This is a genomic window from Catenuloplanes sp. NPDC051500, from assembly GCF_044454585.1.
Lineage (GTDB): Bacteria > Actinomycetota > Actinomycetes > Mycobacteriales > Micromonosporaceae > Catenuloplanes.
This window is the reverse complement of the sequence record NZ_JBITDX010000011.1, coordinates 1-14,993: the sequence shown is the minus strand read 5'-3', so window position 1 is coordinate 14,993 and position 14,993 is coordinate 1. Positions and strand designations below refer to the sequence as shown.

The window sequence follows — 14,993 nt, the reverse complement described above, 5'->3', positions numbered from 1 at the left end:
AGTGGAGCTGCAGGTCCTCGGCCCGCTGCGGCTGCGGCGCCACGGCGAGGAGGTGGACGCCGGTCCGCGCCAGCAGCGGTGCCTGCTTGCGCTGCTGCTCGCCCGGGTCGGTAACCCGGTCGGCACGACCGACCTGCTCGAGCTGCTCTGGGGTGCCGACCCGCCGGCCAGCGCGGTGAACGTCGTCCACAAATACGTCGGGGCTCTGCGCCGGCTGCTCGAACCGGGCCTGGTGCCCCGGTCGCAGGGCAGCTACCTGACCCGGCACGGCAACGGCTACCGGTTCACCGCCGGCCCGGAGACGCTCGATCTCGTCGCGTTCCGGCGGCTCGTCGCGGACGCCAAGGCGAGCGCGGGCAGCGACGACCCGGGCAGGGCGCTCGACCTCTACCTCGAGGCGCTCGGGCTCGGGCGCGGCCGGACCGGGGACGGCCTGGCCGACACCCCGTGCGCGCGGGCCGTGTTCGCGCGGCTGGACGGTGAGTTCTGCGACGCGGCCGTCGCCGCGGCCGAGATCGCGCTCCAGCTGCGGGAACCCGCGCGGATGCTGGCACCGCTGCGGCGGGCGGCGGAGATGGAGCCGCTCGACGAGCCGGTCCACGCGAGCCTGATGACGATGCTCGCCGCCGCCGGTCACCAGGCCGAGGCGCTGTCGATCCACCGGGCGATCCGCGCGCGGCTCGGTGACGAGCTGGGAATCGAGCCCGGCCGTGAGCTGCAGGAGGCGCAGCGCCGGGTGCTGACCCAGACCGTGCTGCCACCCGCCGTCGAGCCGGGCGTACGCCCCGCGCAGCTGCCGCCCGGCCTGACCGTGTTCGCCGGCCGGGCGGGCGAGCTGGCCACGCTGCACCGGCTCGCCACCCGCTGCGGGCCGGGGCCGGCGGTGATCGCGCTCGACGGCATGGGCGGCGTGGGCAAGTCCGCGCTCGCGGTCCGGTTCGCGCACGAGGTGGCGGCGGACTTCCCGGACGGGCAGCTCCACCTCGATCTGCGGGGTGTCCCGGCCGGGGAGGCGCTGCGCGCGCTGCTGCACGGGCTCGGCACGCGCGCCCCGGACGTACCCCTGGTGGGTGTCTATCGCAGTCTGACCGCGGGGAAGCGGCTGCTGGTCCTGCTCGACAACGCGCAGGACGCGGCACAGGTGCGCCCGCTGCTTCCCGCCTCCGCCGGCAGCCTGGTACTTGTGACAAGCCGCCGCCCGCTGCTCGGCCTGGCCGCGGGTGACGGCGCGCAGCTGATGCGGGTGGACGTGCCAGACCTCCGCACCGCCCGGGAGCTGCTCGGCCGCCGGCTGGCCCGGGCCGCCGACGCGGACCTGTGCGACGAGATCATCGAGCTGTGCGGCCGGCTGCCGTCCGCGCTGGCGATCGTGGCCGCCCGGCTGGCCGCCCGCCCGGGCCTGTCCCTCGCGGCGATCGCCGACGACCTGCGGGACGACGCGCGCCGCCTCGACGTCTTCGCCGGGCACGGTGTCGACGACCCCCGGACCGCGATCGCCGGCGCCTACCGGCAGCTCAGCGCGGGCGCGGCCGGGCTGTTCCGGCGCCTGTCCACGACCGGCGGGCCGGCCACCGACGGGTCCGCGTTGTCCGAACTTGTCGACGCCGCGCTGGTCACCGAGCACGACGACGGCCGGGTCAGCATGCATGTGCTGGTGAGGGCGTATGGCGCTCAGCTACACCGCGCCCTCCGCCGAGGCGCGGCGACCGCCTGACGTGCATGCTGCTCTATGCCCCGGCGTCGCGGAAGCCTCGCGCCTCCCGAAACCCGACCGTCAGCGTCTGTACACAGAGGAACACCGCGCCGGCCGCGAGCAGCGTGTCGTAGACGTACGGCAACGGGCCGGTGACGAAGCCGGACAGTCCTAACAGGATCAGTGCGACGTGCGCCTCGGTCGGGCCGAGCCGGCCGAACGACAGCCGGAACTCGCCGATCAGGACCGTCCGCAGCAGCACCAGGATGTTGAGCGCCTGCAACGCCACAAGCGTGAGCAGCGCGACGGGCATCGAGGCCAGCGGGGACACGCCCAGCCCGACGAAGAACAGGATCTGCGACACGGTGTCCAGGAAGTGGTCGACGTAGAAGCCGTACCGTGGGCGGTCCTCGCCGCGCAGCCGGGCCACAGTGCCGTCGAGCGCGTCACCGCACCAGTGCAGCGCCACGCCGGCGACCGCGACAGGGATGAACGCGCGGTGCAGGGTGCTCAGCGCGTACCCGGCACAGCACAGGATCGCGCCGGCCAGCCCGGCGAGCGAACAGGCGTCCGCGGTGACGCGCGGCGCGACAACCGCGGCGAGGCGGTCAAGCAGCCGGCGCTCCGCGACCGCGAGCAGACTGTCGTTGACCCGCGTGATCATTGGGTCAGGGCCTTCTCAAGCGCCAGGACGATACGCGCGTTTTCGTCAGCGCCCCTGACCGCGATCCGGACCGTCCGGCCCTCGAACAGCGCGGACATCGGGGACAGGTCGCGCAGGTAGACGTCGTGGCGGCGGCAGTGCGCCACCACCCGGGCCGCGCTCGGCCCGCCCGCCGGGAGCGTGACGAGCAGGTAGTTGGCCACGGCCTCGTCCACCGCGCCGATGCCGGGCAGCTCGCGCAGCGCGGCCGCCAGCCCGGACCGGAGCCGGTGGGTCTCCTGCCAGCGCCGCGCGTAGTAGTCCGGGTCGGCGAGCGCGTGGATCGCGGCGGCCTGCGCGGGCATGCCGAGCACCCACGGCGGCGTCCACCGGCGCAGCGCGGCAGCGGTCTCCACGTCGGTGATCAGGTACGCGGCCCGGGCGCCGGAGAGCGCGTACATCTTCGACATCGACGTGCACACCGCGACGTTCGGGAACTCGCTCGTCAACGGCGCCGCGGACTCGTGCGGGCCGGCATATCCGATGTAGGCCTCGTCGATCCACAGCCGGGTGCGGGACGGCAGCGCGGCCGCGATCCGCCGCACATCGGCCAGGGGCAGGTGGCGGCCGGTCGGATTGTTCGGATTCACAAGCACCACCAGGTCGTAGGCGTCGCCGGCCCGCGCGATCAGCCGGTCCACGTCGATCTCCCAATGTTCCTGGTAGCGCACCGCGAAGCGATCCACCCGGGCGCCCGCCACCTGCGCGGCGACGTGCTCGTACTCGCCGTAGCTCGGCTCGATCAGCAGCACCCGGCTCGCCGGCCGCAACCACTCCCGGAACGCCCGGAAGATCAGGTCGGAGGATCCGGCGCCCAGGCTTACCGTCTCGGCGCGCACCCCGCGGTCCGCCGCGATCGCCTGCCGCACACCGTCCGACGCCACCGGCGGTGACGTGCGGGCGAGCCACGCCGCGTCCGCCGTCAGCGCGTCAAGCACGCCCGGCGCCGGGTCGAACCAGGCGTCGAGCACGTCCGCGGCGACCACCGCGCCGCGCCGGTCAAGCGCGCTCAGATCGGTGCCGATCGCGGTGAACGAGGCACCGCCGTGCTCGCAGCCGTCCTGCTCCCGGACGAGTGGCAGGTCCAGCCGCCAGTCGAGGTCAAGCGCGCCGATCTGCCTGAGGAAACGGTCACGTACCCGGGCGGGCATGGTCCGGTGGTCGCCGCTCATCACCTCGAAGTCGACCCGGCCGGAGCGCACCGTGCGGCCTGTCGGAAGCAGGCCAATCGACCGGTACATGGAGGTCAGGCCCGCGCGACCAATCCCCACCACCCGCCGTGCGCCACGCGACTCTACCCAGCGCAGCGCGGCGTAGATCAGCAGCGCCGCGACAGGGGTGCCGCGCTCCTCCGGCGCGACGGTCAGGATCCGTACCTCGAACGTGTCGTGCGCGTCCAGGGCAGGTACTTCCGCGCGGGTCACGTACTTCTCGAGCGACAGGCGGCCCAGCCACGGCGGCGTCACGCTCACGAACCCGGCCGGCCGGCCACCCCGCAGCGCCACCAGGTAGACCACGCCCAGCTCGTCCATCGCGTCGCTCAGCTCGCCGGCCGCGTTCGTCTCGTGCTGGCCCAGCTCCGCACCGAACACGCGATGGCGCAGCCGGTAGATCCATTCCCGATCACCGGGTTCGCCCTCACGCAGTTCCACACGCCGACTGGTCATGCGGACGATCCTTCCGCCGGGTGACCGTCCGTACCTGAGTATCGATACTCACTGTGATTGACCGGCTCGGTGCGTTCGGCCGCGTTCGCCGCGGGTGCCCTGCCGCGGTGAATCACCACCACACACCCGATCTTCCCGCTCCCGCGGTGGTCCGGCCCGTCTGCTCCCGCGGGCAAACCTCCGCGCCGGGCTCCGCTGGCGCTCCGCACGTCGCTCCGGAGCCGGTCCCGCAGTGGTCACGGAAGACCCACCCGGGCCGGGCGGTGGTGCCTCCGCTAATGGCCCGCGTTGTCGATCGAGACGGCGTCCGGGTGCATGGTCACGTTCTCCGGATAGACGCGTCCGAGCACCGCAAGCGTCGACAGGTCGTCGAGGTGTGCGGTGTCGACCGAGCCACGTCCGCGGATCAGGCCCGAACCGGCCAGCACGGCCGCGGCTGCCACAAGCGGTTCGCCGGCGGCGCTCGTGCTTGTGCGGGCGTACCGGTGGCCACGCAGCGCCTGACCGAGATCGACAGACCACCCGGACGTCTCGATCCGGGCCGGCCTGACGCCGTCTCGGACCGGGCCGCTCAGGACGCGGGCCGGGCCGGTCGACGGCGACGCGGGAGTGAGCTCGGCCAGTTCCGTACGCGGCGCCGCGTAGTAGTCGTCGAGCTCGCTGACGTAGGTGGCGGTCTCGACGGCGTCCGGCGCCGGTCGCCAGGTGAGCAGGTAGCGCGGCGCGGTGCGCACCGGCCCGGAGGTGACCGCTGGCAGGACCGTCGCCCCCTCGTGAGTGAAGCCGTAGCCCTCGGGACCGTCCACGCCGGTGAGGACGTGCCGGGCGTAGCCGACGACGGCCGAGTGCCGGACCTTGCGGAACATGGCCTCGGCGAAGAACCGCTCCCGGGCCGGCTCGATCTGCCGCAGGCCGACCGGTGTGACGAGGAGCGGCACCTCCTGCCAGTTGGCGAACGGCAACAGGGCGTCGCGCAGCAGCACGGTCTGGTGGATCCACTCGTTGAAGTTCTGGATGGCGACCGGCCCGCCGCGTCGCCCGAGCAGCAGGTCGGCGGCCGGTCGGGTGAGCAGTTCGCCGTAGCAGTGGCTGCGGACCACGAGCGCCCCGCCGGGGAAGCGGTCCCGGCCGGCGAGCAGCCGGTCGAGCGCGCGCACCGCCCAGTCCGCGATCTCCCGCCCGATGGTCTCGGCCTGGGTGAGCAGCTCCTCGTTGGCCCGGGACGCGGCGGCCCGCAACGGCATCGTGCTCTCCCGCGTTCCCACCGCGAGCGTGGTGCGCACCTGGTCGGCGAGCACGTCCCGGTCGACGTCGCTGAGGGCCTCGATGGTGCCCTGCAACAGCGGCGCCGTGACGTCTGTGAACTCGCGGGCGGTGAGGGTGGTGGGGTCGGTGATCAGGTTCCAGCGGTCCGCGCCGAGCATGTGTTCCACCTATCTTGATCGTGCGTTACAGATTCGGGACGGCAAAAAATCAGTCGAGGGCGCCCAGTGCGACCTCCACGAGGGGAGCCAGCGTCGTGACGTCAGGTGTGACCTTCGCCGACACCAGAAGTCCGTTGAGGAACGTGACGAGGAACGCCGCGAGCGTTCGCGGATCGTGCCGGTCGGCGATCTCGCCCCGGCCGGCCGCGGCCCGCAGCACCTCGGCCAAAGCGTCCGCACTGATGTCGAGGGCGTCCCGGATCGCGCGCTGGGTCGGGCCGTCGTGCGGGAGCCGCTCGGCGGCCGCGTTGACGAGCAGGCAGCCCCGCCCGCCGTGCATGACCGCGATCCGGATGCGCTCCACGAGCATCGTCCGGATCACGGCCCGCACGTCACCGCCCGCCCGCAGGTCCGCGAGCGCGGCAGTGGCGAGGGTGTCGCGGTAGTGCGCGAGTGCGGCCCGGTAGAGCCCCTCTTTGCTTCCGAACGCCGCGTACAGCGAGCCCTGCCCGATGCCCAGGTGCTCCGTCAGGTCGCGCACGGAGGTCGCCTCGAAGCCGCGTGTCCAGAACAGGTTCATCGCCTGCGCCACGGCGGCCTCGGTGTCGAACTCGCGGACCCTCGCCATGGGAGCAGCCTAGGCTATCTGGATCGACTGTTCAAGAATCACCGTCGCGTCTACCTGTTGGTGACCACCACGTTGTCGAAGGCTGCCGAGGCGTTGTAGACGCGTACACCGGACTTGCCGGAGCCATACGCCGAGTCGGAGACCGTGATCTTCGGGGTGGTCAGGTCGTCGACGAAGACCTGGATTGTGGAGCCGCTGGTCTGGACGCGGAGGTGGTAGCGCTGCCCGGCGGCGACCTGCAGCCCGGCCGTACCCAGAGGCGTCCAGTTGTTGTCCGCCTTGCCGAGCACCACCCGGCCCTGCGGCGTGATCCCCGCGTAGTAGCCGCGGTACGCGTCCACACCCACGGCCGGCGCGCTCGCCCGGAACACCAGCCCGGCGTCGCCCGCGCCGGACTCGACAGTCACGTCGACGTCGTAGACCGCGTTGGTGTGGTTGTCGTCAAGCAGCGCCTTGCCGCCGTAGGAGTGTGCCGCCCGGTACGCCCCGCCGGTCGCGGTCCAGGTGCCGCCGTACGTCTTCCAGCCGTACGCGTTCCCGTCCGCGAAGTTGTCTTTGACGAGCATTGTGACCCGCTGGATCGTGCCGTCGGCGTTGAAGTTCATCCGGTCGTAGGCCAGCTCGCGGGAGTTGCCGTCGGTCTCGCTGAGCGGGCGGCGGTGGTAGAAGATGTACCAGGTCTCGGTGCCGGGGATGTTGAGCACCGAGTTGTGTCCGGCGCCGCGGGCCACGGCCGCATCCTGGGTGAGCACGCTGTCGAGGCGCTGGAACGGGCCTGTGGGGGAGTCCGCGATCGCGTAGGAGACCGAGTAGTTCGGGCCGGTCCAGCCGCCCTCGGACCACATCAGGTAGTAGCGGCCGTTGCGCTTGAACATCTGCGGGCCCTCGACGTACCCGCTGGGGGTGATCTCCTTGTAGGTGCTGCCGTCCGGGAACGTACCCAGGCTGGTCATGTCGCCGTTGAGTTTCGCCACGTTGGCGTGGCCCCAGCCGCCGTAGTAGATGTACGCCTGGCCGTCGTCGTCGATGAAGACGTCCTGGTCGATCGGCTGGGCGCCGTTGACGAACCGGGGGATGAGCGGCGCGCCGATCGCGTCCCGGTACGGCCCCTCCGGCCGGTCCGCGACGGCGACGCCGATGCCGCCCGACTCCGCGTTGCTCTGGATGTCGTTGGCCGCGAAGTACAGGTAGTAGCGGCCGTTGCGGGCGATCGGCGCGGGCGCCCAGACGGCCCGGCGCGCCCAGGAGACGTTCGCGGTGGTAAGCACGTTCGGGTGCTTGGTCCAGTTGACCAGGTCGGTGGAGGAGAAGGCGTCGAGGAAGGTCTGCTGGTCGTACGGCCGGGAGGCGGTCGGGAACACGTAGAAGCGGTCGTTGTAGATCGCGACGTCCGGATCGGCGTACCACCCGCTGACGAACGGATTTCCGGCCTCGGCGGTGGTGTAGGTGGGCGGCGATGCGCTCAGTGCTGTGGCATTGAAAACCCCGGTGGCGGCGAGCACGCCGGCGACGACAACTGCCTTTCCTCCAAGTATCGACATTCCACGATATTTCCCGTCGGGTTCCCCGCCGTCAAGCCCTGGACAGGTGGATCGCCTCCGGCACCGCTGCCTTCTTGCGCGCGGCCTTCTCCGCGTACATGGCCGCGTCGGCATTCGCGAACAGCGTGTCCGCGCTCGGCCGGTCCTGCGGCGTCCACGCGGACAGGCCCACGCTGACGCCGAAGGACAGCGCCTCGCCGTTCCAGACGACCGGCTCCTCGGCGAGCGCGCGCAGCCGGCCGGCCAGCCGGTGCGCGTCGTCCTCGTCCTCGACGCCGGTGGCCAGCACCACGAACTCGTCGCCGCCGAGCCGGGCCGCGGTGTCGGCCGGGCGGATGGTCGCGGTCAGCCGCCGGGCGAACTCGACAAGGATGAGGTCGCCGGCCGCGTGCCCGTACCTGTCGTTGATCTGCTTGAAGCCGTCCAGGTCCATGTACAGGACGACCGGGCCGTAATCGGACACCCGGAACAGCTCCAGCTCCAGCTGCGCGTGCAGCGCGGCGCGGTTCGCCAGGCCGGTCAGCTGGTCGTGCTCCGCCTGATGCGCGAGCGCGGCCTTGATGCGTTCCTGCTCGCGGACCACGAACAGGAAGCGCACGAGGATGAACGTGGTCAGCATCATGATCGAGACGAGCAGCGAGACCCGGCTGACGATCGTGCCGAACGAGTGCAGGCCGGTCACCGTGGGCAGCACGACAAGCGCGATCCCGAGGAACACCACGCGCGCCGGGTGCAGCCGCTGTGCGGTGAGCGCGCTGTCCGGCTGGGCGACCTTCGCCGCGTCCTGATGCACGACCGCGGCCGCGAGCATGCTGTTCGCGAGCAGGAGCAGGCCGTCGAACCTGTCGGCCTGGCCGGAACGGGACAGATCCTCGAACAGGATCGGCAGCAGCGAGATGCTGATGTCGCCGGCAAGCGTCAGCGTGAGCGCCGCGATCAGGTAGCCGGCCGATCCGCGGGTGGTGCCGGGCGCGAACACGAGAATCGCGACGCCGGCGAAGAACATCACGTCGCCGAACGGGTACGTCGCGCCGACGAACATGGCAAGCGACAGATCCTGGGTCTCGGCCGCCGGCAGGATCAGGAACTGCCAGAACAGCCAGGCCACCACCGTCGTCATCGCGGCGGCGTCGAGGACGCCGTCGCGCAGCCGGCCGGGCGCCCGCAGCCGGACCAGCTTGACCATCGCGGTCATCAGCAGCGGATAGCCGGCGATCCAGAGCACGTCCGACGGTGAGACGTCGCCGAACGGGCCGAGGAGGCGGGTCAGCACGTCGTACAGGATGTCGCCGGTGAGCCAGACCGTCAGCGCGATCGCGATCAGCCGGTAGGCGCCCCGGCTCGGGCCGGAGATCCTCCGCAGCCCGATCCACGCGCTCACGACCACCGCGGCGAAGCCGACGAGGTAGGCGTTGTGGGCCGCGGTGGTACCCGGCGCGAAAACGGACACCGAGCCCGCAAGCGCGGCAAAAATCGGCACCGCGGGAGCCGGGACACGTCTCATGAGCCTCTTATCGGTTCCCGACCCCATGATCCTCACGGTTTCGATGCCGCATCAGAGCCGTCTGACAGGTGCCGGATCGAGGGCGGTCAGGTCGCCGGCGGGCTCCGGACGGTGCACGCCGCGGGGCCGGTAACCGAGCGCGGGGGAGACGCCGGCCAGATCGGCAAGCAGCCAGACGATTGCCAGCCACATCTCGGTGCCCTGCAGCCCGGGAGTGCCGTGCCGGGCCTGGAAGCTGAAGCCCGCGCCGTCCGCCCAGTTGCGGAGCGCGTCGCGGAGCAGGCGTTCGGCGACCTCTGTCACCTCCGCAGCGCGGTGCCCGGTGTGGCGGGTCAGCCACAGCGGATGCGCGACGTCAAGGACGTTGCAGGCGTTCTGCCGGTCCGGGGTGAAGAAGCGGGCGTCGCGTACGTGGGCGAGGACTGTGTCGATGACCCGCTCCGGGTGCGGGACCGGCAGGCCGAACTGTGCGAACGTGCCGCGCGACGCCCGGTAGAAGCCGTTGACGATCTCCATCTGGCCGGTGTCCGGCACGCCGTTGCCCCACATGCCGGTCCGTGGGTCCGCGTTGAGGTGCAGCCAGCCGACGAGCGCCTCGACCGTGCCGTCCCGCAGGGCGCGGCCGTTGCGCAGGTTCCAGAGCAGCGCGGTGCCGAGCGTGTCGATCGCGGCCCCGCCATGCCAGGCGCGCCCGTTCCAGGGCAGCGCTCGGATCCGGGCGACGAGTTCCGTCGCGGGTGGTATCGCGATCGGCGCCGGAAACGAACTGCCCAGCAGATCAAGGGCATAACCCACACACAGCACGTGGTACGACTCCGCGCCGCCGAGCAGGTCCGTGCCCGGCGCGCCCGTGCCCCACTCGGGGACCAGCCCGGTCGCCGGGTCCTGCCATCCCCGCAGCCGCCGGATCTGCTCCTCGGCCGGGAGTTGGTCCGGTGCCCGGCCGAGGAGGAGGTCCGCGACCTCGACGGCGTCGCACTGGGCGCGCACTGTGGCCGCCACGCCGGGCCGGTCGGCGAACAGCCCGGCTTCGGCGTCCCACGACCTGTCCAGGATCGTGCCTGCCTGTTCCCTGGTCCGGTCCGCGAACGTGGTCAGCGCGGTGGTGAGGTCACCCCTGGCCGTGACCTGCTGCGGGACGCGCCACTTGAGCACCCGGGCCGGGTTGCCGCCGACGACAGCGCCGGCCGCGAGCACCGCCCGGCTGCCGACTGTCACGCCGTCCAGGATCACCACGTGCGAGCCGATCCACACGTCGTCGCCGACAGTGATGCCGAGCGAGAAGGTCGGCTGCCGGAAGACTTCGGTGTCCGGGTCCGCGAACGTGTGGTTGAACGCGAGGATCGACGTGTGCGCGCCGATTCTGACTCCGTCGCCGAGCCGGATCTCGCCGCGGACCACCGCGTAGGCGTTGATCGTGCAGTCCCGGCCCGTGTCGAGCGATCCGGACAGGTAGGCGCCGGCCGCGACGTAACTGCGGTCGCCGAGGCGCAGGTGCTCGTTCTGGACGGACGCCAGCGTGGAGACGAAGCACTGTTCGCCGAACGTGAAGTCGCGCAGCTCCGCGAGGTCACGTTGCAGCGTGAGCTGAGCGGCCTTGGCGCCGGGGCCGGCGTCGCGCCAGAAGTGCCACGGCGAGTAGTCGAGCGTGTGCTGCTGGAAGGGGTCTTCGGGTGGCACGGGGTCCGTCCTCTCGGCTCGGCCTGCAGTACATACGCGGGACGGTGATTACGGCAATCACACGTGCAGAGTCGAACACGATCGCACCTTCGATGGGGCCCTCAGTTGGAACTTAGTAGACCGGTCGTCTAGTGTCATCGGTACAGGGCCGGGGTGAAGCCGCCGGCCCGTGACCGCAGTGGGGCGTACCAGATGAAGGTTCTTGTTGTTCTGACCTCGCACGACCAGCTCGGCGACACCGGCCGGCCGACCGGCTTCTGGCTCGAGGAGCTGGCCGCGCCGTACTACCGGCTGAAGGCGGCAGGCGCGCAGATCACGCTCGCCTCGCCGAAGGGTGGGCAGCCGCCGCTCGACCCGAAGAGCAACGAGCCCGCGTCCCAGACCGACGACACCCGGCGCTTCGAGGCGGACCCGGAGGCGACGGCCGCGCTTGCGAAGACCGAGGTGCTGAGCACCGTGGCCGTGGGCGACTACGACGCGGTGTTCTACCCGGGCGGCCACGGCCCGCTGTGGGACCTGGCCGAGGACCGCGACTCGATCGCGCTGATCCAGGACACGCTTCGTGCGGACCGGCCGGTCGCGCTCGTCTGCCACGCGCCTGGTGTGCTGCGGCACGTGGCCGGCCCGGACGGCACGCCGCTGGTGGCCGGCCGGGACGTCACCGGCTTCACGAACAGCGAGGAGGTCGGCGTCGGCCTGGAGAAGGTCGTGCCGTTCCTGGTCGAGGACGAGCTGAAGGCCAAGGGCGGCAACTACTCCAAGGGCGAGGACTGGGCGCCGTACGTGGTGCGCGACGGCCTGCTGATCACCGGTCAGAACCCGGCCTCCTCCGCCCCGGCCGCCGACGCGCTGCTCGCCCTGCTGGCCGAGCGCGGCGTCGCGTAAACGACCGAGACGACCGGTCTAATCCACGGGTACGCTCAGCGCATGTCACCCAAGCGCGCCGACCTGGACACCCGCGCCCGCCTGCTTGACGCGGCCGAGAAGACCTTCGCCGGCAAGGGGTACGCCGCCGTCGGCATCAACGAGGTGCTGTCCGGCGTCGGCGTGCCCAAGGGGTCCTTCTACCACTACTTCCCGTCGAAGGACGCGTTCGGCGAGGCGGTCATCCAGCGGTACTTCGAGTCGTACCTGCGCGACCTCGACGAGACGCTCGCGGACGGTTCCCGCGACTGGCCCGGCCGCCTGATGGCCTACTGGGAGGGCTGGCGCGCCAACCAGGGCCTCGACGACTGCCAGGGCCGCTGCCTGGCCGTCAAGCTCGGCGCCGAGGTCGCGGACCTGTCCGAGCCGATGCGCCTGGCGCTCAAGACCGGCACCGGCGGGGTGATCGACCGCCTGGAGCGGGCGATCACCGCAGGCGTCGCGGACGGCTCGCTGACCCCGGGCGTGCCGCCGCGTGTGCTGGCCCAGTCGCTCTACGACCTGTGGCTCGGCGCCAGCGTGCTCGCCAAGGTCCACCGCAGCCTCGACCCGATGGACAGCGCGCTGCTGGTGACCCGGCACCTGCTCGGCGCCTGAGCCGCTCCGGTCTTCCCGCCACCCGCGGATCGCGCAGGGAGGAGCCTTGGCGACGACCGGTGCCCGCGGGAGCATGCGGCACCCGGCCACCCACAGAGTGGGAAGAAAAGCTTGTGGATCTTTTGGGTGGTGCCGGCCTGGCCGAGGAGAGCGCGGGTGCTAGGTGCGCCAGATCCCCCGCTTTCGCGGGGGGCCTCGAATTGAACGAGATCAGAAGGAAGCACCCGCATGGCCTCGGCCGTGGCCGGTCTACTCAGGGATCAGCTCGCTGAGCCGGTCAAGTGTATAGGTTTCCGATCCGGCCGGCAGACCGTCCGGCGCGTGCAGGCCGATGAACGTGACCGGCTCGTCCGGCAGGCTGCCGTCCCAGGTCAGGATCTCGGTGTGCGGCCGCCACAGGTCGATGAGGTAGGAGACGGTGAGGTAGCGGCGCTCGACGACCGCACGGACCCGGTCCGCGACAGTGAACGCGTTGCCCTCGACCCGGTTGAACAACGGCGTGCCGCGCAGGTAGAGGTGCAGCCAGACGGCCTGCCAGCCGTCCGCACCCTTCGCGAACGCCATCGGCAGCGCTATCCGGCCCGCACCGCGCATCTCCGACCGGGCCCGGACCGTCCGGGCGTCGAACGGTGCGCCGCGCTGCTCCCCGGTCCGGACCTGGTAGCCGAACATGGACTCGGCGACCTCGTCGAACGACTCACCCGCATAGATGTAGACCTGCGGCACCACGATGTCACTTGACGCGGCAAGCGGCACGTCGATGAACTCGGTCGCGCCGTCCGCGGCCGAGGTGATGTCGCCTGAGTAGACCGCGCCGCCCTGCCGGTAGTTGGTCCAGGACACCTGCCCGGTGGTGTGGAAATCCGCGTCGAGCAGCAGCACCGACAGGTCGAAGTCGGTACGCCGCTCGCGCTGACGCCAGTACGTGAAGAAGCGCAGCACGTCGCCGTCGACGGACGCGCGTGAGCCCCGCGGCAGCACCGCGAAACCGGACTCGGCCGCCGTGCCGGACAGCGGCAGCGCCACGTCAAGCACGGCCGGGTCCACAAGCAGCGGCCGCTCCGGAACGGGCAGCCGGCCGCCGATCTCCGCGTCGAGAAGCGCGGACAGCTCGGACACCAGCGCGGCCGGGAGCGGCGGGCGGGTGTCCGCGCCGATCCACGCCCGCCGGGAACGGCTCGCGTACATCCGGGCGGACGCGGGCGTCAGCCGGTTGTCCACGTGCTCGCGCAGCGACAGCAGTACCCGGCCGGACGCGGTGCCGAGCGCTCCGGTGACCGCCTCGACCACTGTGGACCGCTCGGCCGCGGGCGCCTGCCGGAGCAGCCGGTCCGCGGAGCGCAGCAGCAGGCCTGGCGCGGCGGACAGCACTGTCGCGGCCCTGCCCACCGCGCCGTCCCGGATCGCGGCCTCGGCCCGGCCGGCCAGGCTCGGCACCCGCCGCTCGCCGCGCGCGACCTCGAACACCTGCCGCGCGTGCGGCCACGCCGGGTACTCGTGCGGGTGCAGCCGCTCGCCGAGCCGCTTCCACCGCTCCGCGTAGGACGCGACGTCCCCGAGCTTGCCGGGGCTCGCGGCGACGACCGCATCCAGCGCGGACAGCAGCACCCGGCGCTCCCGGCGCGGGAACGCGCGGAACCGGGTCGGCGTGACAAGCGAGGGATCGCCGTGCGAGACCTGGCAGGCGAGACGAAGTACGTCAGTGGTGGTGTCCACGGCGACCAGCGGCCGGCCGAGGACCAGCCGGACGCCGTTGAGCACGGCACGGTTCTCCCGCACCGGGATCACGGCCGGCTGGACACCGTCAGCGCAGGCGACCGCGAGCTCGCTCAGCAGCGCCAGGTCCGCCTCGCCGTGCGGCGTGGCGCTGCCGGCCAGCGACAGGTAGAGCCGCTCCGCCTCCACCTCGGCGGCGTCGCCCAGCTGAAGCACGGTCAGCCGGTCGCCGGCCGAGGCGATCAGGGCGTTGTGCGCGGACAGCAGCTCCGCGTAGGTGTGCTGGTAGGTGCCGTAGCCGGGGAGGTCGAGCAGGTTGACTGAGGCGGGGAGGACCTGATCGCCGCCACCGGTGAGCACTGCCGCGCGCAGCCGCTCCAGCCAGAACTCCACAGTGTCCGGCACGTCGTCCGGGAAGCCGATGAAGTACGCGTTGTGCCGCACGTGGTCGCCGACAAGCTCGCGGACCGCGGACACCGCGGTGGCGGCGAGGTCCATCGCGGGGCCGGGCGCCAGCGTGCCGACGTGCTCAAGCAGCGCCCGCGACGCGGAGAAACCGGCGTCGAGCAGCGCGGCGTCAAGCTGCCGGGCCACCGGGGCGCCGTCGCCGGCCTCGCCGGTGCTCGCCGGCACGCGCAGCGTCCTCTTGATGATCAGCTTCTCGAGCATGCGGGTGCCTCCCCACGGGAACGTCGAACGGAGTGGGCCGCCGGGGACTCGAACCCCGAACCCTCCGGTTACCAAGAGGAGAAGGAAGCGCCACCATGACCGCACGAGGCGGGGAGCGGACGCGCTGACCATTCGGATGCTCTACCAGTTGAGCTAGTGTTCTGTCTCGTAAATAGGTAGTCGGTTGGTACGGTGGCGGTTGTGAATCGTGCCGCCGCGCCTTTGGTGCTTGATCCGGGTCAGCGTG

11 protein-coding genes and 1 tRNA gene are annotated in these 14,993 nt (G+C 71.8%); 3 read left to right on the top strand and 9 right to left on the bottom strand.

The annotated features are described in order from the left end of the window. The first annotated feature begins 1 nt into the window (after nt 1). Nucleotides 2-1,714, top strand: coding sequence for a BTAD domain-containing putative transcriptional regulator (locus ACIA8K_RS22545; RefSeq protein ID WP_396062268.1), 1,713 nt, complete (start codon nt 2-4; stop codon nt 1,712-1,714). A gap of 13 nt (nt 1,715-1,727) precedes the next feature. Here ACIA8K_RS22545 and ACIA8K_RS22540 read toward each other — a convergent pair whose 3' ends face one another. From ACIA8K_RS22540 to ACIA8K_RS22510, 7 genes are all read right to left on the bottom strand, one after another. Beyond that, the gene (locus tag ACIA8K_RS22540; RefSeq protein WP_396062266.1) at nt 1,728-2,357 is read right to left on the bottom strand and encodes a CDP-alcohol phosphatidyltransferase family protein; all 630 of its coding nucleotides are present in this window, start codon (nt 2,355-2,357) and stop codon (nt 1,728-1,730) included. Next, complete coding sequence (locus ACIA8K_RS22535; protein ID WP_396062264.1) at nt 2,354-4,063, bottom strand: aminotransferase class I/II-fold pyridoxal phosphate-dependent enzyme; 1,710 nt, start codon at nt 4,061-4,063, stop codon at nt 2,354-2,356. Before ACIA8K_RS22535 ends, ACIA8K_RS22540 begins: the two co-directional genes overlap by 4 nt. A 275-nt stretch (nt 4,064-4,338) precedes the next feature. Further along, entirely contained in the window at nt 4,339-5,496 is a 1,158-nt protein-coding gene (locus ACIA8K_RS22530) for a hypothetical protein (protein ID WP_396062262.1), read from the bottom strand. 40 nt (nt 5,497-5,536) lie between these two features. Next, nucleotides 5,537-6,115, bottom strand: a complete 579-nt coding sequence (locus ACIA8K_RS22525) for a TetR/AcrR family transcriptional regulator (RefSeq protein ID WP_396062260.1) — start codon at nt 6,113-6,115, stop codon at nt 5,537-5,539. A 50-nt stretch (nt 6,116-6,165) separates the two neighbouring features. Continuing rightward, nucleotides 6,166-7,656, bottom strand: coding sequence for a glycoside hydrolase family 43 protein (locus tag ACIA8K_RS22520; protein WP_396062258.1), 1,491 nt, complete (start codon nt 7,654-7,656; stop codon nt 6,166-6,168). 31 nt (nt 7,657-7,687) lie between these two features. Then, a complete protein-coding gene (locus tag ACIA8K_RS22515) occupies nt 7,688-9,160 on the bottom strand; it encodes a diguanylate cyclase domain-containing protein (RefSeq protein WP_396062256.1) in 1,473 nt (490 codons plus the stop codon). Nucleotides 9,161-9,211: 51 nt separating this feature from the next. Next, on the bottom strand, nt 9,212-10,840 hold the full coding sequence (locus ACIA8K_RS22510; protein WP_396062254.1) for an acyltransferase: 1,629 nt from the start codon (nt 10,838-10,840) through the stop codon (nt 9,212-9,214). A 192-nt stretch (nt 10,841-11,032) separates the two neighbouring features. Between ACIA8K_RS22510 and ACIA8K_RS22505 the strand changes: the two genes are divergently transcribed. Together ACIA8K_RS22505 and ACIA8K_RS22500 are read left to right on the top strand one after the other, a co-directional pair. Further along, nucleotides 11,033-11,725: a type 1 glutamine amidotransferase domain-containing protein gene (locus ACIA8K_RS22505; protein WP_396062252.1), complete on the top strand. Its 693-nt coding sequence runs from the start codon at nt 11,033-11,035 to the stop codon at nt 11,723-11,725. Nucleotides 11,726-11,767: 42 nt separating this feature from the next. Beyond that, nucleotides 11,768-12,361, top strand: coding sequence for a TetR/AcrR family transcriptional regulator (locus ACIA8K_RS22500; protein WP_396062250.1), 594 nt, complete (start codon nt 11,768-11,770; stop codon nt 12,359-12,361). A 249-nt stretch (nt 12,362-12,610) separates the two neighbouring features. On the opposite strand, the gene ACIA8K_RS22495 is transcribed toward ACIA8K_RS22500, so the two are convergent. Together ACIA8K_RS22495 and ACIA8K_RS22490 are read right to left on the bottom strand one after the other, a co-directional pair. Continuing rightward, the gene (locus ACIA8K_RS22495) at nt 12,611-14,746 is read right to left on the bottom strand and encodes a hypothetical protein (RefSeq protein ID WP_396062248.1); all 2,136 of its coding nucleotides are present in this window, start codon (nt 14,744-14,746) and stop codon (nt 12,611-12,613) included. 33 nt (nt 14,747-14,779) lie between these two features. Beyond that, nucleotides 14,780-14,903: transfer RNA gene (locus tag ACIA8K_RS22490), tRNA-OTHER, on the bottom strand. Nucleotides 14,904-14,993 lie beyond the last annotated feature (90 nt).